18 protein-coding genes and 1 pseudogene are annotated in these 24,016 nt (G+C 49.2%); 8 read left to right on the top strand and 11 right to left on the bottom strand.

Features of this window, described 5'->3' with window-relative positions; genetic code table 11:
* Positions 1-277, top strand: a pseudogene (locus ACTHS4_RS08165) (L-aspartate oxidase); the annotation flags it as partial.
* Positions 278-438: 161 nt separating this feature from the next.
* On the opposite strand, the gene pgmB reads toward ACTHS4_RS08165, so the two are convergent.
* The 3 genes from pgmB to ACTHS4_RS08150 all read right to left on the bottom strand — a co-directional run bounded on the left by pgmB (position 439) and on the right by ACTHS4_RS08150 (position 4,802).
* On the bottom strand, positions 439-1,104 hold the full coding sequence (pgmB, locus tag ACTHS4_RS08160) for a beta-phosphoglucomutase (RefSeq protein WP_070826030.1): 666 nt from the start codon (positions 1,102-1,104) through the stop codon (positions 439-441).
* 12 nt (positions 1,105-1,116) lie between these two features.
* Complete coding sequence (locus ACTHS4_RS08155; RefSeq protein ID WP_440365697.1) at positions 1,117-3,375, bottom strand: glycoside hydrolase family 65 protein; 2,259 nt, start codon at positions 3,373-3,375, stop codon at positions 1,117-1,119.
* A 74-nt stretch (positions 3,376-3,449) separates the two neighbouring features.
* Positions 3,450-4,802, bottom strand: coding sequence for an SLC45 family MFS transporter (locus tag ACTHS4_RS08150; RefSeq protein ID WP_070588154.1), 1,353 nt, complete (start codon positions 4,800-4,802; stop codon positions 3,450-3,452).
* Positions 4,803-5,143: 341 nt separating this feature from the next.
* On the opposite strand from ACTHS4_RS08150, the gene ettA reads away from it, so the two are divergent.
* The gene (ettA, locus tag ACTHS4_RS08145; protein WP_440365696.1) at positions 5,144-6,820 is read left to right on the top strand and encodes an energy-dependent translational throttle protein EttA; all 1,677 of its coding nucleotides are present in this window, start codon (positions 5,144-5,146) and stop codon (positions 6,818-6,820) included.
* 65 nt (positions 6,821-6,885) lie between these two features.
* On the opposite strand, the gene mtrR is transcribed toward ettA, so the two are convergent.
* A complete protein-coding gene (gene mtrR, locus ACTHS4_RS08140; protein WP_070583340.1) occupies positions 6,886-7,521 on the bottom strand; it encodes a multidrug efflux system transcriptional repressor MtrR in 636 nt (211 codons plus the stop codon).
* A gap of 226 nt (positions 7,522-7,747) precedes the next feature.
* Here mtrR and ACTHS4_RS08135 point away from each other — a divergent pair, with 226 nt between their 5' ends.
* Genes ACTHS4_RS08135 through ACTHS4_RS08125 form a run of 3 tightly spaced genes read left to right on the top strand, consistent with a single transcriptional unit; the run spans position 7,748 to position 13,703 of the window.
* Positions 7,748-9,016, top strand: coding sequence for an efflux RND transporter periplasmic adaptor subunit (locus ACTHS4_RS08135; protein WP_440365695.1), 1,269 nt, complete (start codon positions 7,748-7,750; stop codon positions 9,014-9,016).
* 11 nt (positions 9,017-9,027) lie between these two features.
* Entirely contained in the window at positions 9,028-12,240 is a 3,213-nt protein-coding gene (locus ACTHS4_RS08130; protein ID WP_440365694.1) for an efflux RND transporter permease subunit, read from the top strand.
* A 56-nt stretch (positions 12,241-12,296) separates the two neighbouring features.
* Positions 12,297-13,703 carry an efflux transporter outer membrane subunit gene (locus ACTHS4_RS08125; RefSeq protein WP_440365693.1) on the top strand — a complete coding sequence of 469 codons (1,407 nt, stop codon included), beginning with the start codon at positions 12,297-12,299 and terminating at the stop codon, positions 13,701-13,703.
* 74 nt (positions 13,704-13,777) lie between these two features.
* Here the strand turns inward: ACTHS4_RS08125 and ACTHS4_RS08120 are convergent, their stop codons facing one another.
* Positions 13,778-15,115, bottom strand: a complete 1,338-nt coding sequence (locus tag ACTHS4_RS08120; protein ID WP_440365692.1) for a GTPase/DUF3482 domain-containing protein — start codon at positions 15,113-15,115, stop codon at positions 13,778-13,780.
* Positions 15,116-15,689: 574 nt separating this feature from the next.
* Entirely contained in the window at positions 15,690-16,151 is a 462-nt protein-coding gene (locus tag ACTHS4_RS08115) for a winged helix-turn-helix transcriptional regulator (RefSeq protein ID WP_003747450.1), read from the bottom strand.
* A 216-nt stretch (positions 16,152-16,367) separates the two neighbouring features.
* Between ACTHS4_RS08115 and alr the strand changes: the two genes are divergently transcribed.
* Positions 16,368-17,426 carry an alanine racemase gene (gene alr, locus ACTHS4_RS08110; RefSeq protein WP_440365691.1) on the top strand — a complete coding sequence of 353 codons (1,059 nt, stop codon included), beginning with the start codon at positions 16,368-16,370 and terminating at the stop codon, positions 17,424-17,426.
* Between the two features lie 59 nt (positions 17,427-17,485).
* On the opposite strand, the gene ACTHS4_RS08105 is transcribed toward alr, so the two are convergent.
* The gene (locus tag ACTHS4_RS08105; RefSeq protein ID WP_036493902.1) at positions 17,486-18,229 is read right to left on the bottom strand and encodes a pseudouridine synthase; all 744 of its coding nucleotides are present in this window, start codon (positions 18,227-18,229) and stop codon (positions 17,486-17,488) included.
* A 330-nt stretch (positions 18,230-18,559) separates the two neighbouring features.
* Here ACTHS4_RS08105 and ACTHS4_RS08100 point away from each other — a divergent pair, with 330 nt between their 5' ends.
* Both ACTHS4_RS08100 and ACTHS4_RS08095 read left to right on the top strand, forming a co-directional pair.
* Positions 18,560-20,641 (top strand): carbon starvation CstA family protein, encoded by a 2,082-nt coding sequence (locus ACTHS4_RS08100; RefSeq protein ID WP_440365690.1) that lies wholly within the window; start codon positions 18,560-18,562, stop codon positions 20,639-20,641.
* Complete coding sequence (locus tag ACTHS4_RS08095; protein WP_371460370.1) at positions 20,631-20,825, top strand: YbdD/YjiX family protein; 195 nt, start codon at positions 20,631-20,633, stop codon at positions 20,823-20,825. Before ACTHS4_RS08100 ends, ACTHS4_RS08095 begins: the two co-directional genes overlap by 11 nt.
* Before the next feature lie 117 nt (positions 20,826-20,942).
* Here ACTHS4_RS08095 and ACTHS4_RS08090 read toward each other — a convergent pair whose 3' ends face one another.
* The 4 genes from ACTHS4_RS08090 to ACTHS4_RS08075 form a co-directional block, all read right to left on the bottom strand.
* The gene (locus tag ACTHS4_RS08090; RefSeq protein WP_003747441.1) at positions 20,943-21,233 is read right to left on the bottom strand and encodes a chaperone modulator CbpM; all 291 of its coding nucleotides are present in this window, start codon (positions 21,231-21,233) and stop codon (positions 20,943-20,945) included.
* Between the two features lie 15 nt (positions 21,234-21,248).
* Complete coding sequence (locus ACTHS4_RS08085; RefSeq protein ID WP_039862375.1) at positions 21,249-22,208, bottom strand: DnaJ C-terminal domain-containing protein; 960 nt, start codon at positions 22,206-22,208, stop codon at positions 21,249-21,251.
* 205 nt (positions 22,209-22,413) lie between these two features.
* Entirely contained in the window at positions 22,414-22,896 is a 483-nt protein-coding gene (locus ACTHS4_RS08080) for a hypothetical protein (protein WP_070826020.1), read from the bottom strand.
* Positions 22,897-23,067: 171 nt separating this feature from the next.
* Positions 23,068-23,772, bottom strand: a complete 705-nt coding sequence (locus ACTHS4_RS08075) for a peptidoglycan DD-metalloendopeptidase family protein (protein WP_107722995.1) — start codon at positions 23,770-23,772, stop codon at positions 23,068-23,070.
* Positions 23,773-24,016 lie beyond the last annotated feature (244 nt).

The following is a 24,016-nucleotide window of genomic DNA, read 5'->3' as shown; positions in this document are numbered from 1 at the left end:
CTCCGCCGAAACAGACATCTTTTCAGACGGCCTCCAAAACGTATTCAGCCGCCCCACCCTACAAGCGTTCAACCAACGCCATCTGGGCATCCTCCGCAACGATACCGGCCTGCTCCGCGCTATCGTCCAACTGCGGCTTTGGAAAAAAAACCAAACCGAACCGCACACCGCGTCTGAATACGAAAACCGCAACCTACTCGAATGCAGCCTCGCAGTCGCCCAAGCCGCATACGCTAGACGGCAAAATATTGGCGCGCATTTTAATAGTGATTGTTAAGGTTGGCTGGTTAGAAAAAAATCGTTCAAATAAATTTGAATAGCATGGTTGAGAAATTGGCATTCAGTTTTTAGGGTTGCGTAAGTTGGGTTATTATTTTGTTCTAAAAGCAGAAAGGCCGTCTGAAATATTTTCAGACGGCCTTTTACTTCCTTAGAATTTTATCTGCCCGATTGTTCCCACACGTTTTGCAGGTAGGCGTAGGTCAGCTCGGCGGTGCCGAATACCAGCGCGATGTTGCTGCCCAAATCTTCGGCTTTGCCCACGCCGATGGGCAAGGCGCCGGCGGCTTTGATGGCGGCGACACCTGCGGCGGCGTCTTCAATGCCGATGCATTGGCGGATGTCTGCGCCCACACCCTCAGCTGCGGCGAGGAAGATGTCGGGGGCGGGTTTGGAATGCGCGACGGCGGCAGGGTCGGCAATGGCGTCGAAGAAGTGGGTCAGCCCCATGCGTTCAAGCAGGAACGGGCCGTTTTTACTGGCGGACGCAAGGGCGATTTTTTTGCCGTTTGCTTTCAATGTTTCCAGCAGCGGCAAAATGCCGGGGTATACGTCTTCGGGTTTGACTGCCTGAATCATTTCTACGTAGTTGTCGTTTTTGCGGCGGGTCAGTTCGGCGAACTCGGCTTCGCTGACGGTTTTGCCGCCGTGCGCGAGGATGCGTTTGAGCGAATCGTCGCGCGACACGCCTTTGAGCTGCTCGTTAAACTTGCGGTCGATGCTGATGCCCAGTTCTTCGGCGAGCTTTTTCCATGCGCGGTAGTGGTATTCGGCGGTGTCGGTGATGACGCCGTCGAGGTCAAAGAGCACTGCGGTAAAAGTCATTTTGCGCCCTCCTTATTTTTCCAACGTGACAGTGTGGCTGCTGTTGAGCGTGATGTCTTTGCCGTACACCTGCAAATCGAGCGGTTCGCCTTTGAGCAGGGTGAAGACGACGTTTTCTTTGCCGACGGCGACTTTAATCAGACGGCCGCGGTAGTTGATGTGGAAGGCGTAGCCTATCCATGCACTCGGCAGGAACGGGGCGAAGCTGAGTTTGCCGCCCCAGGTTTTCATTTGGGCGAAACCTTGGACGATGGCGAGCCACGAGCCGGTCATGGAGGTGATGTGCAGGCCGTCTTCGGTATCATTGTTGTAGTTGTCCAAGTCCAGGCGGGCAGTGCGCTGGTACATTTCCACGGCTTTTTCTTCTTTGCCCAGTTCGGCAGCGAGGATGGAGTGGATACATGGAGACAACGAGCTTTCATGCACGGTCATCGGTTCGTAGAAGTCGAAGTTGCGGCGTTTTTCGTCGATACTGAAACGGTCGCCGAAGAAGTAGATGCCTTGCAATACGTCCGCCTGTTTGATGAAGGGCGAACGCAGGATTTTGTCCCACGACCATTTCTGGTTGAGCGGCAAATCATCGGGCGAAAGCGCGGACACTGGGCGGATGTCTTTGTCGAGGAAGCCGTCGTGCTGTACGAATACGCCGAGTTCTTCGTCATGAGGACGGTACATATTCGTGTTAATGTCCGCCCATTTTTCCAACTCGGCGGCACTCACGTTCAAATCAGGACGCGGGTATTTCGCCAAGGCTTCTCGGGTGTAATCTAATACCCATGCAGCGAGGGTGTTGGTGTACCAGTTGTTGTTGATGTTGTTTTCGTATTCGTTCGGGCCGGTTACGCCGTGAATCATGTATTTGCCGTTGCGTTTGGAGAAGTGGACGCGGTCCGCCCAGAAGCGGGACACTTCGACCAAGACTTCCAAGCCTTCTTTGGCAAGATAGCTTTCGTCGCCGGTGTAGTTGGTGTAGTTGTAGATGGCATAAGGAATCGCGCCGTTGCGGTGGATTTCCTCGAAGGTGATTTCCCATTCGTTATGGCACTCGATGCCCGTAAACGTTACCATCGGATAAAGTGCGCCCGCCAAGCCCTGTTCGCTCGCGTTGTGCTGCGCCTGCGGCAGTTGGTTGCGGCGGTATTGCAGCAGGTTGCGGGTAACTTCGGGTTCCGCCAGTGCGAGGTAGAGCGGTACGGCGTAGGCTTCGGTATCCCAATAGGTCGCGCCGCCGTATTTTTCGCCGGTAAAGCCTTTCGGGCCGATGTTCAGACGCGCGTCTTCGCCGTAGTAGGTGGAGAACAGTTGGAACAGGTTGAAATGGATGCCTTGCTGCGCTTCGTCGCTGCCTTCGATGACTACGTCGGCGATTTCCCAACGGTGCAGCCAGCCTGCTTTGTGTGCATCTAACAAGGTTTCAAACGCAACGCCTGCGACTTTTTCCGACAAGGCGCGACCTGCGGCTTTCACTGCTTCCAAGCCCTGATAATCGCGGCTGGTGGTAACAATCACACGTTTTTCAAAGGTTTCGGGCGTACCGCCGACTTCGGCCTCAAAAGAATTAGAGACCTGCCAATCGGTTTGGCTGCCGCCTAGGGCTTTGAAGCTGCCGGCGAAGGTTTGCTCGGCGTTGACGATGAATTGTTCCACGCCGAAAGGGTTGGCGACGGTTTGGGTGGCAATGTAGGAGCGGTCGTCTGAAACGCCTTTGTCCAATACCTGCCAGAATTTTTCTTCGTAGTTGGAGTCTTCGTTTTTCACGTCGGCATCAATGATGGAATCGATGCGGACTTGGTGGGTTTTGCCGTCAACGGATACGGCTTCCCAGCGGATGAGAGCCAGCTCTTTTTGCGCGACAGACAGGAATTTGCACACATCGAAACGCACGCCGAATACGGTGAACGAGCGGCGCAATATGCCGTGCTGCATATCGAGTTCGACGGAGAAGTCGGCAACGTCGTTTTTCGCTAAGTCCACCTCTTGTCCATCAACAAAGATTTTGACTTTGCTGAAATTGAGCGCGTTGATGGCTTTGCCGAAATATTTTGGGTAGCCGTTTTTCCACCAGCCGACGCGGGTTTTGTCGGGGAACCACACGCCGGCGATGTAGGTGCCCAAGTGGCTGTCGGCGGAGTAGGTTTCTTCAAAGTTGCCGCGCATACCCATATAGCCGTTGCCCAAGCTGGTCAGGCTCTCTTGTAGCCGTTTGTGTTCTTTTTCCAGTTTTGCCGAACGCAGTGTCCAAGGGCTGACTTCCATGATTCTTGTATACATTTATGAAGCTCCTGTTATTAAAATTGTAAGTTCGGCAAAGGTTTCAGACGGCCTTTGCCGATGGTATTGATGGATTATTCGCCGTGGGTCTCTTTAATCAGACATACTGAGAAGGCTCCCAGCAGCAAGACCGCGCCTGCAACCAAGAACATGGTTGCCTGATGGCTGCCCAGCATAGGGAAGAGGATAAAGCTCAGCAGAGAGGCGACGATTTGAGGCATACAGATAGAGCCGTTGAACAGACCCAAATAAGTACCCATGTGTTTGCCGGAGAGGGCATTGGTTACAATCGTCAAAGGATAGGTAATAATACCGGCCCACGCAATACCGATTAAGGTATAAGACAAAACCAGCGCGTATTGATTGCTGATGAAGAAAACGGAGAAGAAACCGAGTGCACCCAAAGCCAAGCAACCGAAATAACCGGCTTTATGGTATTTATTCGGTACTTTTGCCAGAATAAACGAACATATGACGGCAGCAATGGATTGTACTGCCGCCAAAACGCCGTACCAGTTGCCTGCTTCTTGGTAGCCTACGGAAGAGGCATCGGTTGTCTGCCAAACGTTTTCTGCAATCGCGCCTGCCGAGTAAGTCCACATATATTGGAAGGCGAACCAACAGAAGAATTGCACTAAAGTCACCGTCCAAAACGCTTTAGGTGCGGTTTTTAAGAGTTCGAACCAGTTGGCTTTTTCTTGATTCGCAGCCACGTCGATGCCGTGGTAGCGGGCGTAGGTTTCCGGATCATATTCTTTGACTTTGAAGATGGTGAACGCACTGGTAATAATCAGTAAGGCTGCGCCCACATAGAATGCTACGACCACGGTCTGTGGCACGACGCCTTTTTCGGCCGTGTTCGCCAAACCGATATACGCAAACACAAACGGCAGAATCGCCGCCACAACCGCGCCCGTATTCGCCAAGAAACTTTGAATGCCGTAGGCGTAGCTTTTCTGCTCCTCGTTGACCATGTCGCCGACCATCATTTTAAACGGCTGCATTGCCATATTGGAGGATACGTCCAACAGCGCAATCATCAGCGCGCCAAACGACAAAGCCGCCAAAGAAGCGTAGCCAAAACCGAAGCTGCCCGAGTTCGGCATCAGAATCATGACGATAACCGCAATCAGCGTACCGTAAAGCAGATAGGGTAGACGACGGCCGCCCAAGCGCGGCATCCAGGTACGGTCTGAGTAGTAGCCCACAATCGGCTGAACCAGCATACCGGCTAATGGGGGTAGAATGAAAAACCAACCCAAATTGTGCGGGTCAGCGCCTAAAGTTTGAAAAATTCGGCTCATTTGCGAGCTTTGCAGGGTAAAGGCCGTCTGAACGCCGAGATAGCCGAAGCTCAGCATCCAAATCGTACTTTTTGCCAGTGATGGCAAACCTTGTTTTGCTGTTTTTTGCGTATTTTCCGACATGAGGTAAATCCTTTTTTTGAAAAGTATTTTTATTGAGAAATCTGAAAGGTTCCTTGGTGTGGTGTTCTCTGTTGTTATTATTTTGTGTACGTACTTTCAAGGATATAGGTGCATTTTATGAAGCGCGCCGGATATTGGCAATGCCAGTTCAAGGATAAACTGGCTTAAATCAAATTTTCTGCGGTTTGGCATTGATACCGTCGGGCAATAAGGGTATCGGTTCGGTGCGGTGTATATTTTGATGCTTATTTCTATTTTCAGACGGCATTTGAACAAGCAAGTATTGGGGCAATAGGTTAAAATGGGCCGTCTGAAATTTGTTTGACGGAAACGAGAAAACTATGTCCCAACAATACGTCTATTCTATGCTGCGCGTGAGCAAGGTTGTACCGCCGCAAAAAACCATTATTAAAGACATTTCCCTTTCATTCTTTCCTGGTGCAAAAATCGGTTTGCTCGGTTTGAACGGTGCGGGTAAATCTACTGTACTACGAATTATGGCGGGCGTGGATAAAGAATTTGAGGGCGAAGCCGTGCCGATGGGCGGCATTAAAATCGGCTACCTGCCGCAAGAGCCTGAGCTTGATCCTGAGAAAACCGTGCGCGAGGAAGTGGAAAGCGGTTTGGGCGAAGTAGCTGCTGCACAAAAACGCTTGGAAGAAGTGTATGCCGAGTATGCCAATCCTGATGCGAATTTTGACGCATTGGCGGAAGAACAAGGTCGCTTGGAAGCGATTATTGCGGCTGGTTCATCTACCGGTGGCGGTGCGGAACACGAATTGGAAATCGCTGCCGACGCGCTGCGCCTGCCTGATTGGGATGCCAAAATCGGCAATTTGTCCGGCGGTGAAAAACGCCGTGTGGCTTTGTGCAAACTCTTGTTGAGCAAGCCCGATATGCTTTTGCTGGACGAGCCGACCAACCACTTGGATGCGGAATCGGTCGAATGGCTGGAGCAATTTTTGGTGCGCTTCCCTGGTACAGTCGTTGCGGTAACGCACGACCGCTACTTCTTGGACAATGCCGCCGAATGGATTTTGGAACTCGACCGCGGACACGGTATTCCGTGGAAAGGCAATTACTCGTCTTGGCTGGAGCAGAAAGAAAAACGTTTGGAAAACGAGGCGAAATCCGAAGCTGCGCGCGTGAAAGCGATGAAGCAGGAATTGGAATGGGTGCGCCAAAATGCCAAAGGCCGCCAAGCCAAGTCCAAAGCGCGTTTGGCTCGTTTTGAAGAAATGAGCAACTACGAATACCAAAAACGCAACGAAACTCAGGAAATCTTTATCCCTGTTGCCGAGCGTTTGGGTAACGAAGTAATTGAATTTGTGAACGTTTCCAAATCGTTCGGCGACAAAGTGCTGATTGACGATTTGAGCTTCAAAGTGCCTGCGGGCGCGATTGTCGGCATCATCGGCCCGAACGGCGCGGGTAAATCTACGCTGTTTAAAATGATTTCAGGCAAAGAGCAGCCTGATTCCGGCGAAGTGAAAATCGGTCAAACCGTGAAAATGAGCTTGATCGACCAAAGCCGCGAAGGTTTGCAAAACGACAAAACCGTGTTCGACAACATTGCCGAAGGCCGCGACATTTTGCAGGTTGGTCAGTTTGAAATTCCCGCCCGCCAATATTTGGGACGCTTCAACTTCAAAGGCAGCGACCAAAGCAAAATTGCAGGTCAATTGTCGGGCGGCGAACGCGGCCGTCTGCACTTGGCAAAAACTTTGTTGAGCGGCGGCAATGTGTTGCTGTTGGACGAACCGTCCAACGATCTCGATGTGGAAACTCTGCGCGCGTTGGAAGACGCATTGTTGGAATTTGCCGGCAGCGTGATGGTGATTTCGCACGACCGCTGGTTCCTCGACCGTATCGCTACGCATATCTTGGCTTGTGAAGGCGACTCTAAATGGGTGTTCTTTGACGGCAACTATCAGGAATACGAAGCCGATAAGAAACGCCGTTTGGGTGAAGAGGGCGCAAAACCGAAACGTATCCGTTACAAACCGGTAACACGTTAAGCAGGTTTGAACCAAAAGGCCGTCTGAAACTTTTAATGTTTCAGACGGCCTTTTATTTTTGATGTTTATGATTGTTTTCTTAATTGCGGATGGTTTTCCAATGTATCAATGATGATTTCAATCATGCGTGGGGCAGTTTGTGCTAAATCGAAGCCTTGACCTGAAGAAAGCCAGCGCCAAATCAAGCCGTCTAATGAAGACTTGATGAAGATGACTGCCATATCGATATCCAAATTATCCGCCAACGCTTTTTGTTGTACCGCATCAGTCAGGACGGCAACGATTTTTTCACGCCATAATGATTGGTGTTTTTTAGCGATGGCAATGACCGCCTCGTTTTGCTCGGTGTGTTCGCATTTTAAAAACAAAATGCTGTGGAATTTGTAGCGAAGCTCGTTGTGTTGCAGGCGCTCGAAAAAACGGGTCAGGGTCAGTCGGAAGCTTGACCAAGCCTGTTCGTTATTGTTGTTCGAGTCTTCTTTTATGCAGCTTTCGATGTCGTCGCAAATCCGTTGGAACAAGGCGTCAAACAAATCTTCTTTGTTTTTGAAATGCCAATACAGCGCGCCGCGCGTTACGCCTGCGGCTTGGGCGATTTCGTTGAGCGAAGTGCGGGCAATGCCTTTCTGATAAAACGTATCTAATGCGGCAAGCATGAGATATTCTTTGGTTTTTAAAGCTTCGGTTTTGGTTCTTCTCATGGTTTTTTTGTAGGAAATGTAAATTTATGGTTCGGATTATAAAAAATTACTTCTGAACATGCAAGAATGTATGTATAATTTAATTCAATACTTGATAGTGTTTCTCAACACTATATAATCAGCCTGTTTTTCATAAAAGCAGGCAATTTCTGTTTGCGAAATATGAGATTAAAGTAATCAATTTTTAATTAGTCAAACCCTTATTTATCATAGAGATAGGAAAATTATGGCTCTTTATGCTTCTAAAATGATGCGTGTCGCGGCAATTGCAGCAGCTACTGCGTTGGCACTTTCCGCTTGCGGCAAAGGTGATGAAAAAGCAGCCGGCCAACAGGCGCAAGGTAGTCAGCAACAGCAAAAACAACCTGCACCTGAAGTCCGTGTGGTTACTGTGCATCCGGAAACCGTTGCATTGACAACCGAGTTGCCGGGCCGTCTGGAATCATTGCGTACTGCCGAAGTTCGCGCCCAAGTCGGCGGTATTCTGCAAAAACGACTGTTCCAAGAGGGCAGCTATGTGCAAGCCGGTCAGCCTTTGTACCAAATCGACAGCTCATCTTATGAAGCAAACTTAGAAAGCGCACACGCCCAGTTGGCGAGTGCGCAAGCTACTTTGGCTAAAGCGAATGCCGACTTAGCCCGCTACAAACCGCTGGTTGCCGCCGATGCCATCAGCCAACAAGAATATGATGCGGCCGTAACGGCCAAGCGTTCAGCAGAGGCAGGTGTCAAATCCGCTCAAGCAGCCATCAAATCTGCCGGTATCAGCCTGAACCGCTCCCGCATTACTGCGCCGATTTCCGGCTTTATCGGTCAATCTAAAGTTTCTGAAGGTACGCTGCTGAATTCCGGCGATACCACTGTTTTGGCCACTATCCAACAAACCAATCCGATGTATGTCAACGTTACCCAGTCTGCGAGTGAGGTCATGAAACTGCGTCAACAGGTTGCCGAAGGCAAATTGTTGGCGGCAAACGGCGCGATTGTAGTGGATATCAAATTTGACGACGGTACGGTTTACCCTGAAAAAGGCCGTCTGCTGTTTGCAGATCCGACTGTCAATGAAACGACCGGTCAAATTACTTTGCGTGCAGCCATTCCTAACGACAGAAATATCTTGATGCCGGGCTTGTATGTACGCGTGTTGATGGAACAAGTGGCAGTGGATAATGCATTTGTAGTGCCGCAGCAAGCAGTTACCCGCGGTTCGCAAGATACGGTGATGGTGGTGAATGACAAGAGCGAAATGGAAGCGCGTGTCGTGACCGTTGCCCAACAGCAAGGTAGCAATTGGGTGATTACAGACGGCCTGAAAGACGGCGACAAAGTGATTGTTGAAGGCATCAGCATTGCCGCTATGTCGGGTGCTAAACAGGTAACGCCGAAAGAATGGACGCCGCCTGCAAGCGCTGCGGCAGCAACAACGGCAGTTTCAGACGGCCAAGCTGCATCCGAGGCCAAGCCTGAAGCTAAAGCTGCATCTGAAGCCAAATAAGGAACGCATGAATGTCTAAGTTTTTTATTGACCGCCCCATTTTTGCATGGGTTATTGCGATTTTTATCATCGCAGCGGGTATTTTCGGCATTCAAAAACTGCCGATTTCCCAATATCCGTCCGTTGCTGCACCGACCATTACTTTGCGCGCTACTTATCCGGGCGCTTCTGCTCAGGTAATGGAAGACAGCGTACTGGCCGTTATCGAACGTAATATGTACGGTGTGGAAGGTTTGGACTATATGACGACTTCTGCTAATTCCAGCGGCAGCGGCAGCGTCAGTCTGACGTTTACACCGGAAACCAATGAAGATTTGGCGCAGGTAGACGTGCAGAACAAATTGTCGGAAGTGTTGTCCACATTGCCCTCTACCGTACAGCAATATGGTGTAACCGTATCTAAAGCGCGTTCCAACTTCTTGCAAGTGGTCATGCTTTCTTCTGAAAAGCAATCCATTGAGGAAATGAACGATTACGCCCAGCGCAATATCATTCCTGAACTGCAGCGTATCGACGGGGTAGGGCAGGTACAATTGTTTGGTGCGCAACGCGCCATGCGTATTTGGGTTGACCCAAAAAAACTGCAAAACTACAACTTGTCTTTTGCTACGGTAACCAATGCGCTTGCGACACAAAATATTCAAATTTCTGCAGGCTCTATCGGTTCTTTGCCGGCAGCTGCAGGTCAGACTATTTCAGCAACTGTGACGGCGCAAGGTCAGCTGAGCACTGCTGAAGAGTTTGGCAACATCATTTTGGTATCCAATACCGATGGTTCTAATGTCTATCTGAAAGACGTTGCCAAAGTCAGCTTGGGTATGCAGGACTATTCTTCTTCCACCCGTTTGAACGGCGTCAACACTACTGGTATGGCAGTGATGCTGTCTAACAGCGGTAACGCTTTGGCAACGGCGACTGCCGTAAAAGAAAAAATGGCGGTTTTGCAGAAGTATTTCCCAGACGGTATGAGCTGGAAAGTTCCTTACGATACTTCCAAATTTGTGGAAATTTCGATTGAGAAAGTGATCCATACGCTTTTGGAAGCCATTTTTTTGGTATTCTTGGTGATGTATCTCTTCCTGCAAAACATCCGCTATACGCTGATTCCGACTATTGTCGTGCCGATTTCCCTGTTGGGCGGTTTTGCCTTTATCTCATACATGGGTATGTCGATTAACGTATTGACCATGTTTGCGATGGTATTGGTAATTGGTATTGTGGTCGATGATGCGATTGTGGTCGTTGAAAACGTTGAGCGTATTATGGCGAGCGAAGGTTTATCGCCTAAGGCTGCAACCAAAAAAGCGATGGGTCAGATTTCCGGAGCGGTTATCGGTATTACTGCCGTGTTGATGTCCGTATTTGTGCCGCTGGCAATGTTTAGCGGTGCAACCGGTAACATTTACAAACAGTTTGCTTTGACCATGGCGGCATCTATCGGTTTCTCCGCATTCCTTGCCTTGACGCTGACTCCGGCATTGTGTGCCACTATGCTCAAACCGATTCAGAAGGGTCATCACGAAGAGAAAAAAGGTTTCTTCGGTTGGTTTAACAAGAAATTCGACAGCTGGACACACGGCTACGAAGGCTGGGTTGCCAAAGTCTTGCGCAAGACTTTACGCATGATGCTTGTTTATATTGGCTTGACTGTTGTGGGCGTATTCTTGTTTATGCGTCTGCCGACTTCCTTCTTGCCGACTGAAGACCAAGGTAACTTGATGTTGAGCGTACAGCTGCCTGCCGGTGCGACCAAAGAACGTACCGATGCAACTTTGGCTCAAATCACTCAACTGGCGAAATCTGTACCTGAGATCGAGAACATTATTACCGTTTCCGGCTTTAGTTTTAGCGGTTCAGGTCAAAACATGGCTTTGGGCTTTGTCATTCTGAAAGACTGGAGCGAACGTACTGCTCCGGGCAGCGATGCGACTTCTATTTCCGGTAAGTTGACCGGCATGATGATGGGGACGCTGAAAGACGGTTTCGGTTTGGCGATTGTGCCTCCTGCCATTATGGAATTGGGTACAGGCTCCGGCTTGACGATTTACCTGCAAGACCGTAACAACAGCGGCCATGCTGCATTGTTGGCCAAGCGCAATGAGCTGATTGACAAAATGCGTAAAAGCGGTTTGTTTAACCCAAGTACCGTTCGTGCGAGCGGTTTGGAAGATGCGCCTCAGTTGAAAATCGACATCAACCGTGCCGCAGCAGCCGCACAAGGTATTTCGTTCTCTGATATCCGTACTGCTTTGGCTTCTTCTTTGGGTTCGTCTTATGTAAACGACTTTCCGAATCAAGGCCGTCTGCAACGCGTGATGGTACAAGCTGATGCGAGTGCCCGTATGCAGCCTGCCGATATTCTGAACCTGACCGTGCCGAACAAATCCGGCGTTGCCGTACCGCTTTCTACCATTGCTACTGTTTCTTGGGAAAACGGTATGGAACAAAGCGTCCGCTTCAATGGTTATCCGGCAATGGAGCTTTCCGGCTCGCCTGTTAATGGCGTATCTTCCGGTCAAGCCATGGCTGCGGTACAGCAAATGGTTGATGAAATGGGCGGCGGTTACAGTCTGGAGTGGGGCGGTCAGTCTCGTGAAGAGGCTAAAGGCGGATCGCAAACTGTCGTATTGTACGCATTGGCTGCTGCCGCTGTATTCTTGGTATTGGCTGCTTTGTATGAAAGCTGGTCTATCCCGTTGGCGGTTATCCTTGTGATTCCGTTGGGCTTGATTGGCGCGGCATTGGGCGTAACTGGTCGTAACATGTTTGAAGCATTGCTGGGCAGTATTCCGGCATACGCCAACGATATCTACTTCCAAGTCGGTTTCGTTACGGTAATGGGTTTGAGTGCGAAAAACGCGATTTTGATTATCGAATTTGCCAAAGACCTGCAAGCGCAAGGCAAGAGTGCGCTTGAAGCTGCGCTTGCCGCCGCACACCTGCGTTTCCGTCCGATTATCATGACTTCGTTCGCCTTCATCTTGGGCGTGGTACCGCTCTATGTTGCCAGCGGTGCCAGCTCCGCCAGCCAACGTGCGATTGGTACGACCGTGTTCTGGGGTATGTTGATCGGTACGATTCTGTCCGTGTTCCTTGTGCCTTTGTTCTATGTGGTTGTGCGCAAATTCTTTAAAGAAACTGCACATGAGCATGAGATGGCCGCCAAACACGCCGCTGAAGCCGGCATGATTGAAGACGGTAAACACGATTCAGACAAGCACTAAAGCAAAGGCCGTCTGAAAACTTTTCAGACGGCCTCAAAATGCTAAAGGATTCTAAAATGAAGAAGATTACATTCAAACCTGTACTGACCGCTGTTGCCGCAGCCGCGGCTTTGTCGGCCTGTACCATTATACCGAAATATGAGCAGCCTCAAGTTGCCGTGGCCGATACGTTTAAATACGACACTGTTGACGACGGTATCCGTGCCGCTGAATTGGGTTGGCAAGATTACTTTGCCGATCCGCGCCTTCACCGCCTGATCGACATCGCATTAGAACGCAATACCGATTTGCGTACAGCCGCACTGAATGCGGAAATCTACCGCAAGCAATATATGATTGCGCGTAATAATTTGTTGCCAACCGTCAATGCTAGCGGTACAGGTTCGCGTCAAGGCAGTTTGAGCGGCGGCAGTGTCAGCAGCCAATACAGCGTGGGGTTGGGCGCGGCTTCTTATGAGCTTGACCTTTTCGGCCGTGTCCGCAGCACCAGCGAAGCCGCGTTGCAAGGTTATTTCAATGTGGCCGCCAACCGCGATGCAGCGCATCTGACCTTGATTTCTACCGTTGCCAAAGCCTACTTTAACGAACGCTACGCCGAAGAAACCATGGCATTGGCACAACGCGTATTGCAAACCCGTGAAGCGACTTACAAGCTTTCGCAATTACGCCATAAGGCCGGTGTGATTTCCGCCGTTGATTTGCGCCAACAGGAAGCCCTGATTGAATCAGCCAAAGCCGATTACGCATCCGCGGTGAAAAACCGCGAGCAAGCGCGCAATTCTTTGGCCATGCTGATTAATCAACCTTTGCCTGAAGATTTGCCTGCCGGTCTACCTTTGAGCAAACAGTTCAAAATGACCAAACTGCCTGCCAGTTTGAGTTCGGACGTGTTGCTCAACCGTCCGGATATCCGTGCGGCCGAACACGCGCTCAAACAAGCTAATGCCAATATCGGCGCGGCACGTGCGGCGTTTTTCCCGCGCATCAGCCTGACCGGTTCGGTCGGTACCGCTTCCGGCGAGTTGAGCGGCCTGTTTAAGAGCGGCACAGGTGTTTGGGCTTTTGCACCATCCATCACTCTGCCTATCTTTGATTGGGGCACAAACAAAGCCAATCTTGACGTAGCCAAACTGCGCCAGCAGGCACAAATTGTTGCTTATGAAGCCGCTGTTCAATCCGCATTCAAAGACGTTTCCAATGCGTTGGTTGCACGCGAACAGCTGGATAAAAGCTATGCCGCTTTGAGCAAACAAAGCCGTGCCTACAACGACAGCCTGCGTCTCATTAGCTTGCGCTACAAACATGGCGTATCCAGCGCATTGGATTTGCTGGATGCCGAGCGTAGCAGTTACAGTGCAGAAACTGCTCTTTTGGCTAATCAGCTGACCCGTTTGGAAAACCTTGCCGACTTGTATAAAGCACTTGGCGGCGGTTTGAAACGCGAAACCAAAGCTGCTGAATAAATATTTGCCTGCTAAGCTTAAAAGGCCGTCTGAAACATTTGGATTTCAGACGGCCTTTTTGTTATGCGGCAATTCTAAGCTTTTAATTTCTCGCTTAAAGTGGCGACATAGGCTGCGCGTTCGTTACGGCTGGCTTCGGGCTGGTGTGTGTTGAGCGAAGACCATTTGCGGTTGCTGCGTGCTTTATTGAGTTCGCTTGGCAATTTGGCCGCATTCCATGGCGCTTTGCGTTCTTTTAGTTCAATATGAGATTGAGCCGCATGGCCTCGCGTTTGCAAGACGTGCAACAAGTCCAGTGCGCGTGCGGCGAGCAGGGTAAGGGTCTCAGGATCAGTATGCAGGGTTTGTCGGCCGTTGATTTTGTCGGTGATGTCTTGTGCATTGGGCAAAATGCCACCCAACAGTCCGCCGATGGCTGTGCCCAAACCAAGCGAGCCGCCAAGCGTGGCAATATCCAAGCCTAAGCCGATGAGCGCGCCTGCGGTTGCGCCGGTACCGGTACGGATGCCGTAATGTTTGAGCAACTCGCTGTCAAACGGATCTTGTTTGAAGGCTTTGGGCATCCATGTGCTGTCGCTGCCGACTTCGTCGTGATAGAAGCGGTAAAGTGTGAACAGGCGTTGTTGCATTTGCCGCTCAAGTTGGCGGATTTCCGATTGCATGACTTCCAAAGTAGGGGCAGGGTCGTCGTTTTCGGCAATTTCTTGGGTAAATGCGGCGGCATCCAGCAGAAAATCGGCAATTTCACGGCGCGCTTCCGTATCCAACCGTTGCCACTCGCGACGGCGCATATTGATGAGGCGGTCGAGGATGTCGCGCTTAGGTAACATGGTGGCAAGGTTGTCCCACAATCGGATTTCGCCTTCAAAGTCGAAGGCAACGGTATCGAAACCGGCGTAAACATGCAGGGTTCGACGGGCGAGCATATTGGTCCAAGCGGTCAGGTCTTGATTTTGGGTAAAGTTGAACACGGGCATGATGGGCTTGGCGCACCAAGACAAAATGGTCAGCTCGTCTTTGTATTTGTCGAGGACGGGTTCCCGCGCATCGATGACGTACATGGCCATATCGCTTTGCATGACTTGGCGCAGCACTTTGGCCTCTTGGTTGAACTCGTGATGCGCCTCATGACTGCTGAGGAATTGCTGGATGCGTTCGATACCGTCATCGCGTGCGGATGTGTGGGTTTCCAGCCAGTCCAACACGCCGCCTGCATCTTCAAGGCCGGGTGTATCGTAGAGGTAAACCAAGCTGTCGTCGCCGTCGTTGATAAGGGCCTCTTCGACATGGCGCGTGGTGGATGGCGCGTTTTTCACTTCACCGAAGGTGCTGTCGCGCAAAAGCGTACGTAAGAGCGAGGTTTTGCCTGTGTTGGTATGGCCGACGACGGCAAGGGAAAGTGGGGTGGTCATGGTCTTTGGGTTGGGTTGATATGGACTATGAATGTGTGAGTATGGAGCCGTTTATCTTTAGTAGCAATATATGTTTCAGACGGCCCTAAATTCTTTTTATATATGGGCGAAAATAGCTAGAAAAAGAGGGGAATAGCGGATTTGTTGTTTTTTAGCAAAATACTTGAAAATAGATAGGAAAACAGTTGACAGGAGGGTAGAAGGCTAGGATAATTCGCGCCGTTGAGTTGCTTGATGCAGCTTGATTTTTCTCCTCTATTTCTCCTTTGTAGACTTGGCGCATATCGAGACGGTATGCGCATTTTTTTATCTACATTGAAATATGATTACATTTAAAATTTGTAAATCGAATAATTAAGAAACTTTACAAGAAAAATACTTGCGCGGTTGAATCTCTTGTTGCATAATTCGTTTCGTTAGCTGGTTCGAGTAGTCAGTTAATAGTTTCTCCTCTATTTCTCCTTTGTAGACTTGGCACGCATTCTGTCGAATGTGTGCATTTTTTTTGCCTATTTAAAATAAAGGCCGTCTGAATGTTGTAATCTTTCAGATGGCCTTTGTTTATCGAATAGAATTAGATGTCTAATACTACTTCTTCTTTGACTTCTTCCATGACAACATAGCTACGGCTTTCGGCTGCAGCCGGCAGTTGCAGCAGGATATTGCCAAGCATATCGCGATAGGCGGACATATTGGGCAGGCGGACTTTGATAAGGTAGTCGTATTCGCCGGAGACTAAGTGGCATTCCAAAATTTGCGGAATTTTTAGCACTTCGCGTTTGAAGTCTTCAAAAATATTGCCGGATTTGGAGCGCAGTTTCAGTTCGACAAAGACCAGGAGGCTTTGACCTAAAGCATGGGGATTCAGATGGGCGTGATAGCCGGTGATAAGGTTGTCGCGTTCCAAACGGCGGACGCGTTCGGTTACCGGCGTGGTGGAGAGGCCGACTTTTTCAGCCAATTCGGTCATGGGGATACGTGCGTTTTGTTGTAGGAGCTTGAGAATTTTTAAGTCGGTTTTGTCGAGTTCTTTCATGGCCTTGATGTCTGTCGTTTTCATTTGGATTGAATCATAACCTTAAAACAGGCTGAGAAGAAGCATAAATGCCTAAAGGCGCGCATGAGGTCTAAATTATGAATAGATTATTCTTGTGTATTTCATGGAATCCTGTGTAGTTTTTGACCTATAATATTTGCTTCAAAGTAATAGGGCAGGCCGTCTGAAACGGAATGCCGATAAGAGGAATACATTATGCGTCCGCTCAATGCGCAAATCCGTTTGGATAATTTACGTCAAAATTATCGTTTTCTCAAAGAGTTGCACGGCAATAAATTGTTGGCTGTGATTAAGGCCGATGCTTACGGGCATGGCGCGGTCAGGTGTGCACACGCGTTGGCAGATATTGCCGACGGCTTTGCGGTGGCAACGGTAGATGAAGGCGTGGAGCTGCGCCAAAACGGCATTAAAAATCCGATTGTTTTGTTGGAAGGCGTATTTGATGCTGCGGAATATGCGGATGTTGACCGTTATGATTTGTGGCCGGCAATCGGCAGCCAATGGCAACTGGAGGCATTTGTGCATCATGAGTGGCAACATCCGACAACTGTATGGCTGAAAATGGACTCTGGTATGCACCGTGCCGGTTTCTTTCCACACAATTATGCCGCCGCCTATACTGCATTGAAACAATCCGAATCGGTTGAAAATATTGTGAAATTCAGCCATTTTGCCTGTGCGGACGAGCCGGAAAACGGCATGACCGAAATGCAGCTTGAAGCGTTTGATTTGGCGTGTGAGGGTTTGGAAGGCGAAGAGAGCTTGGCCAATTCCGCCGCGATTTTGAACGTGCCTGAAGCGCGCCGCGATTGGGGACGTGCTGGTCTGGCCTTATATGGTGTTTCGCCTTTCGGCGGCGTGGATGAGCGTTTGAAACCAGTTATGCGCCTGACTTCCCGCGTTTTCGGCGAGCGCGTGTTGCAACCGCATTCTCCGATTGGCTACGGCGCAACGTTCTACACCAGCAAATCTACCCGTGTCGGTTTGATTGCCTGCGGCTATGCCGACGGCTATCCGCGTCGCGCTTCCACTAATTCCCCTGTGGCGGTGGATGGCAAACGCAGCCGTATTATCGGCAGGGTATCTATGGATATGATTACGGTTGAGCTGGAAGCCTCGAAAGAGGGCTTGGGCGCGGAAGTTGAGCTTTGGGGTGATGTGATTAATATCAATGAAGTTTCCGAAGTTGCCGGTATGATTCCGTACGAAATTCTCTGCAATATCAAACGTGCGAAGTTTACTTATATCGAGTAATCAGTAAAAGATGAGGCCGTCTGAAATGTGTTTTCAGACGGGCTTTTTGTTATCTGCAATTAAAACGATTCGTCAGCGCGTAAATAACGCCATTTGCCCGGTGGCAGTCTGCCGAGTTTGACTTTGCCCATGCGGATGCGTTTCAAACCGACGACGCGCAGGCCGACCAGTTCGCACATGCGGCGGATTTGGCGTTTTTTGCCTTGTCGCAAAATAAAGCGTAACTGGTCTTCGTTTTGCCATTCGACTTTGGCGGGGCGCAATTTTTCTCCGTCCAAACTCAAGCCGTGGTTGAGCAGGGCAAGGCCTTTGTCGTCCAGTTTGCCGCGGACGCGGACAAGGTATTCTTTTTCGCTACTGCTGTTTTCGCCAATCAGCTGTTTGGCAATGCGGCCGTCCTGAGTGAGTACTAACAATCCGACGGAGTCGATATCTAAGCGACCGGCAGGGGCCAAGCCGAATTTGTGCTTTTCGCTGAAAGGGATACGGCTGTCGTCGCCTTCCCAATGGTTGTCGGCTGTGATGAGTTCGGCGGCGGACTTATAGCCTTTTTCTGCCTGCGCGCTGACGTAGCCGACAGGTTTGTTCAGTAGGATGGTTACGCGCGCGGCTTGTTTTTCATGGGCTTGTTTGTTGAGGTCGATGCGGTCGCGCTCGGTGACTTTTTGACCGAGTACGGCGGTTTGGCCGTTTACTTTGACCCAGCCTTGCTCGATGTAGCTGTCTGCCTCGCGGCGCGAGCATAAGCCTAATTGCGCCATGCGTTTGGAGAGGCGCATGGTTTCGGAATCGTTGTTTTGCATGGTATGGCAATATAGAGAAATGGGAATATCGGATTATAGCATTGACCGTTTGTCAGGCCGTCTGAAAACTGAATATTTGGGTTTTCAGACGGCCTTTCGTTTGCTATATGTTAAGGAATATTTAGTTTTGAAGTAAAAAATGAAGGGTATATTGTCTGTTTGTGTTAACCTTACGGACGAACTAATCATTTTGTTTTCAGTCGAATTGGGGTTGAAATGACATTCCACTCATGAAATCATGAAGACTATAATGACTGGTCTTTCTGAAGCGCATTAAGGCAGTTTGTCGCTAAAGCAAGCCTTGGTGCATCACGTTTTAAGGATAAATCAATGAAATCGCTCAAATCATTTTTGATCTGGGGCATTGTGGTTTTGGTAGGCTTGGCCTCCTTTACTACTTTAGCTCTCAGCCGTGGCGAGCAAGTCAGTGCGATTTGGATGGTTACGGCCGCCATTTCGGTATACTGCATTGCCTACCGTTTCTATAGTCTTTACATTGCCAACCGTGTGATGCAGCTTGATCCTAACCGTCTGACTCCGGCAGAACGCCACAATGACGGCTTGGACTATGTGCCCACACATAAAGGCGTACTGTTCGGCCACCACTTTGCCGCCATTGCCGGCGCAGGCCCTCTAGTTGGTCCTGTATTGGCAGCGCAAATGGGTTATCTGCCCGGTACTTTGTGGATTATCTTCGGCGTGGTATTTGCCGGTGCCGTACAGGATATGATGGTACTGTTTGTTTCTATGCGCCGTGACGGTAAGTCTTTGGGCGATATCGTGAAACAAGAACTCGGTACCGTCCCAGGCGTGATTGCATCCATCGGTATTTTGATGATTATGGTCATCATTATGGCGGTGTTGGCGCTGATTGTTGTGAAAGCATTGGTTCACAGCCCTTGGGGTACGTTCACCATCGCAGCAACTATGCCGATTGCGCTGTTTATGGGTATTTACACCCGTTATATCCGTCCGGGCAAAATTGGCGAGATTTCCATCGTCGGCTTTATTTTGCTGATGTTGGCTGTGATTTACGGTGAAGATGTTGCCCACAGCTCCTTTGGTCACTGGTTTGACCTTGACGGCATTCAGCTGACTTGGGCGATTATGATTTACGGTTTCGTGGCTTCCGTATTGCCGGTTTGGCTCTTGCTGACTCCGCGCGACTATCTGTCTACCTTCCTGAAAATCGGTACGATTGCAGCTTTGGCTTTGGGTATTGTTATTGTTAACCCAACCCTGCAAATGCCTGCAGTTACCCACTTTATCGATGGTTCAGGCCCGGTATTCTCTGGTGCATTGTTCCCATTCTTATTCATTACCATTGCTTGTGGTGCGGTTTCAGGCTTCCATGCGTTGATTTCTTCAGGTACTACGCCAAAAATGGTGGAAAACGAAACCCACGTCCGCATGATCGGTTACGGTGGCATGATTATGGAAAGCTTTGTGGCCATTATGGCTCTGGCTGCTGCCGCTTCGCTTGATCCAGGCGTGTACTTCGCGATGAACAGCCCGGCCGCGCTGATTGGTACAGATGCCAACACAGCTGCCGAAGTCATTACCACTAAACTGAACTTCCCTGTTGATGCCGCAACTCTGTTGCATACTGCTAAAGAAGTGGGCGAAAACACCATTCTGTCTCGTGCAGGCGGTGCACCAACTCTTGCAGTTGGTATGGCACACATCATGAGCCGTCTGATTCCGGGTGAAGCCATGATGGCGTTCTGGTATCACTTTGCCTTGCTGTTTGAAGCCTTGTTCATCTTGACCGCGGTTGATGCCGGTACACGCGTTGCCCGTTTCATGATTCAAGACTTGGGCAGTATCTTCTACAAACCATTCGGTAACACCGATTCTATCCCTGCCAACTTGGTTGCAACATTCTTTGCCGTGGCATTGTGGGGTTACTTCCTCTATACCGGCGTAACCGACCCTCTGGGTGGTATCAACTCGCTCTGGCCGTTGTTTGGTATCGCCAACCAAATGCTTGCAGGTGTAGCGTTGATTATGTGTACCGTTGTATTGGTGAAAATGAAACGCGACCGCTATGTTTGGGTAACCTTGGTTCCTGCTGTCGGCGTATTGTTTGTAACCTGCTATGCCGGTTTGCAAAAACTGTTCCACAGCGACCCACGCGTCAGCTTCTTGGCTCATGCAGGCAAATACCGCGATGCCTTGGCCTCAGGCGAAGTCCTTGCCCCAGCTAAAGACATTGGCGAAATGTCACAAATCATCTTCAACGACCAAATCAATGCCGGTCTGACCGCTTTGTTCCTGGCAGTTGTCGTGATTGTCGCCGTGTACGGTTTTCGTACCGCCATGAAAGCCCGCAAAGTCGGCTGGCCAACTGCTAAAGAAATTCCAGCAGTGTACCGCGACGGTAAACAGCCGGAGGCTCAAAGTGAAGCATAAGCTTGCCTCTTGGTGGAAAACCATCAAGTTGACAGCGAACTTGATGGTCGGTGTCCCGGATTATGAAAATTACGTTGCCCGTCAACGCAGACATAATCCCGACGCACCGGTCATGACCGAGCTGCAATTCCAAGACTACTGCCGAAAACGCCGTTGCGGCAGCAACGGCGGACGCTGTTGTTAATTAAGGCATAAAAAGGCCGTCTGAAAATATTTTCAGACGGCCTTTCATTATGGAATATCAATAAACATCAAAAACTTTGTCTTGTCATCAATATTTAATTGAACAACTTATCGATATTTACTCTTCTTCGAGCAGTACCAGCGGACGCTGTATTTTTCTGAGCTCTTCCACCTCGTCTAACAGCCGCATAATCAGCCCCAATGCAGGAATGCCGGCTTCAAAATCGCGGCTTAAGCGTTGTGCGCGACGGATGCGGGCAAGATGAAAACCACTGAAGGTGCTTTTTTCGGGCGCACCATCGATGCTGATGATGTCTTCTGCTATAAGTTCCAACAGCCAATCGCGACGGCAGCGGCTGGCGGCAACGATTTCTTCAAAAGTAAGGGTAACATCGGAGGACTGAATCATAATTTATCCTTTCTCTTATGCTTGTTTCGCGGCAAAGTGTTCGGCCAATTTTTCCCATGCGGCACGGTCGGCTTCGCTCTCTACTGGCGGAACATTAATGCGGATATTGAGATAAAGGTCTCCGGCTTCTTTTGCAGGAATACCTTTGCCTTTGAGGCGGATGCTTTTACCGCTTTGGCTGTTGGCAGGCAGATTGACCTGCAAGCGGCCTGAAGCGGTAGGGACGATGATTTTGCCGCCCAATACGGCTTCCCAAGGTTTGACATCTATTGTTTGATATACGTCTTTTCTGTTTTTGACGTATAAATCAGGTTGGTCGTGGAACTTGATTTTTAAGTACAAGTCACCGTTTTCACCGCCGTTATATCCCGGCAAACCTTGACCGGCCAAACGGATTTGTTGGCCTTCTGCAATGCCTTTTGGGATTTTGACGTTGAGGGTTTTATTTTGATAAACCGCACGTCCGTATTCGTCTAGAGTCGGCACATTCAAAGTCATGCTACGTTCTGCACCAACATACGCTGCGTAAATATCAATACTCAATTCAGCATGTTGATCCTCGCCTTTTATTGGGCCGCGGGGTTGCTCGGAACGAGTGTGGGATTGGCGGAATGATGAAAACAGATCTTCAAAATTGAAGTCTCCCGCTCCGAACGGTTCGCCTTCATGACGTTCATAGCGGAAGCCGCCGCCGTTAAATCCATTGCCAAACGGATTGCCGCCTTGACCGAACGGATTGCCTCCGGCGCTGCGTCCGTAAGGATTAGCCAACATTTCATCGTATTCGGCCCGCTTTTCTTTGTCGGAAAGCGTTTCGTAGGCACGGTTGATTTCTACCGTACGTTCGGCTGCGTCAGGTTCTTTGCTGACATCGGGGTGGTATTTGCGCACCAGTTTTCGGTAGGCTTTTTTGATTTCGGCCTCATCCGCATCTTTGGCAACGCCTAGTATTTCATAATAGTTTTTTTCTGCCATGTTATTCCTTTGACTGCTCATATACAAAATTCTTATATTTTTAATAATTGAGGGTAGATATTCTAAAATCAAGGGCATTGGAAATAAAATTCTCTATTTCTGACAATGATTAATGGGTAATTTATTTCTTTGTTTTTAGAGAAATAGAAAATATAAAGGCCATCTGAAATACGGTTTTTCAGACGGCCTTTATCAAATTGGGGTTTTATTTGTCTTGAGTATTTTTTTGTTCGCGAACCACCCATTGTGCAATGTCAGAACCCAAAACTTTAGAAGTGCGATTTAAGACAGCACAAGAGCTTTTATAAGCGCCAAACATGCCGCCAGAAGAGTTGCGGGTAAAGGTTTTTTTATTAACTTGTTTGCCGTCAACATACAAAGTGGCTGAAACCGCCATCCCTTTGGCGTGACCGATAAAGGCATTGCCTGCGCTCATGGCGGAAGTAATGGCGATATCTGCGTATGTGCCTTGTTTTTTACCATCACGGACAACCGTTACATCACTTTTGGCTGCAGTTTCTTGCAAAGATTTGGACATAATACTGCCCACTTCTAAACACTCGGAAACAATACGGGTATCGATTTCTTCTTTATCGCGGTAAGGAATGCTTTCATCAATATGGACATCTGCGCTGGCAAATGCAGATGCAAACAAGAATGCGGTTGCAAGGATGCGGTTAGGAGACATAGTAGGGTACCTGAAATGGAATGTTAAAAAGAGTTGTTATTGTATAATGGCGTTTACACTCAATCAACATAAGTTAAATAGGAAAAGATTTTGTTGAAATAGCTGTTATAGCAAGATAATCAAAAGGCCGTCTGAAATAAAGTTATTTCAGACGGCCTTTTGATTAAGGTATTAATTTGTTCTAGTCAAATAAGGCAGGGGATCGACTGCTTTGCCGTTTAGACGAACTTCAAAATGCAGCTTGACGCTGTCTGTATCGCTGCTGCCCATGGTGGCGATAACTTGGCCGGCTTGGACTTTTTGATCTTTTTGTACTAAAAGCGTGTCGTTGTGGGCATAGGCGGTAATGGTGTAGTCGTTGTGGCTGATTAAAATTAGCTTGCCGTAGCCGCGGACTTCTTCGCCAACGTAGATAACGGTACCGGCTCCGGCGGAACGGATTTGTTGGCCTTGTGTGCCTGCAATATCTATGCCTTTGCTGGTTGTGCCGTTGTATCGTTGGATAATGGAAGATGAGGCGTTATCGGTCGGCCATTGCAAACTTAACCGATTGATCGGGGTAACGGCGGTTGCTTGGCGTTGCTGCGTAGCAGTATTGCGGGAGGCAACATGACGGCGGACGCGCAATACTTGGCCGACTTCGATTTGTGAGGCGTTGGGAAGGTTGTTCCATGCAACCAATGTATTGACGTTTTGTCCGTACCGTTTGGCGATTTGGGTCAGGGTATCGCCGGGACGGACTTTGTAGTAGCCGTCGGGTACGGCGCGGTTGGAAGAAGTGTTGTTGCCGGCGCAGGCTGCTAAGACGGCAATGGTGCTGATGAGTGCCAGACGTTTTAAGGCCGTCTGAAAGGTGGAAATAAAATTTGTATTCATGAGTTGTTTCTAAAGGTATCGTTATACTGTATATGATAGATAGGAAGAGTGAAAAAAGGTTCACTCAAAAGGCATGGGATAAAATACATAAAGGCAGTATATTAACATTGAAAATTTGTGGATATGGCGGCATATTTTTTTATCATTTTGATGATAAAGGACTTTTTCAGCAAGGTAAAAGAAAGTGAAAGTTTTTTCAGACGGCATTGAATAAGGCAATAAAAATCCCCTGCCGAGATAGATG

The sequence above is a fragment of the Neisseria sp. P0014.S009 genome, from assembly GCF_051958155.1.
Lineage (GTDB): Bacteria > Pseudomonadota > Gammaproteobacteria > Burkholderiales > Neisseriaceae > Neisseria > Neisseria flavescens_C.
This window is presented reverse-complemented; position numbering and strand designations above follow the sequence as displayed.

What these genes read in the sequence shown, in the direction of transcription:
- ACTHS4_RS08120 (WP_440365692.1), bottom strand. Translation starts at nt 15,115, where the DNA reads ATGACCACCCCACTTTCCCTTGCCGTCGTCGGCCATACCAACACAGGC.
- ACTHS4_RS08155 (WP_440365697.1), bottom strand. Translation starts at nt 3,375, where the DNA reads ATGTATACAAGAATCATGGAAGTCAGCCCTTGGACACTGCGTTCGGCA.
- ACTHS4_RS08125 (WP_440365693.1), top strand. Translation starts at nt 12,297, where the DNA reads ATGAAGAAGATTACATTCAAACCTGTACTGACCGCTGTTGCCGCAGCC.
- pgmB (WP_070826030.1), bottom strand. Translation starts at nt 1,104, where the DNA reads ATGACTTTTACCGCAGTGCTCTTTGACCTCGACGGCGTCATCACCGAC.
- mtrR (WP_070583340.1), bottom strand. Translation starts at nt 7,521, where the DNA reads ATGAGAAGAACCAAAACCGAAGCTTTAAAAACCAAAGAATATCTCATG.
- ACTHS4_RS08100 (WP_440365690.1), top strand. Translation starts at nt 18,560, where the DNA reads ATGAAATCGCTCAAATCATTTTTGATCTGGGGCATTGTGGTTTTGGTA.
- ACTHS4_RS08080 (WP_070826020.1), bottom strand. Translation starts at nt 22,896, where the DNA reads ATGTCTCCTAACCGCATCCTTGCAACCGCATTCTTGTTTGCATCTGCA.
- ACTHS4_RS08135 (WP_440365695.1), top strand. Translation starts at nt 7,748, where the DNA reads ATGGCTCTTTATGCTTCTAAAATGATGCGTGTCGCGGCAATTGCAGCA.
- ACTHS4_RS08105 (WP_036493902.1), bottom strand. Translation starts at nt 18,229, where the DNA reads ATGCAAAACAACGATTCCGAAACCATGCGCCTCTCCAAACGCATGGCG.
- ACTHS4_RS08150 (WP_070588154.1), bottom strand. Translation starts at nt 4,802, where the DNA reads ATGTCGGAAAATACGCAAAAAACAGCAAAACAAGGTTTGCCATCACTG.
- ACTHS4_RS08090 (WP_003747441.1), bottom strand. Translation starts at nt 21,233, where the DNA reads ATGATTCAGTCCTCCGATGTTACCCTTACTTTTGAAGAAATCGTTGCC.
- ettA (WP_440365696.1), top strand. Translation starts at nt 5,144, where the DNA reads ATGTCCCAACAATACGTCTATTCTATGCTGCGCGTGAGCAAGGTTGTA.
- ACTHS4_RS08085 (WP_039862375.1), bottom strand. Translation starts at nt 22,208, where the DNA reads ATGGCAGAAAAAAACTATTATGAAATACTAGGCGTTGCCAAAGATGCG.
- ACTHS4_RS08130 (WP_440365694.1), top strand. Translation starts at nt 9,028, where the DNA reads ATGTCTAAGTTTTTTATTGACCGCCCCATTTTTGCATGGGTTATTGCG.
- alr (WP_440365691.1), top strand. Translation starts at nt 16,368, where the DNA reads ATGCGTCCGCTCAATGCGCAAATCCGTTTGGATAATTTACGTCAAAAT.
- ACTHS4_RS08075 (WP_107722995.1), bottom strand. Translation starts at nt 23,772, where the DNA reads ATGAATACAAATTTTATTTCCACCTTTCAGACGGCCTTAAAACGTCTG.
- ACTHS4_RS08115 (WP_003747450.1), bottom strand. Translation starts at nt 16,151, where the DNA reads ATGAAAGAACTCGACAAAACCGACTTAAAAATTCTCAAGCTCCTACAA.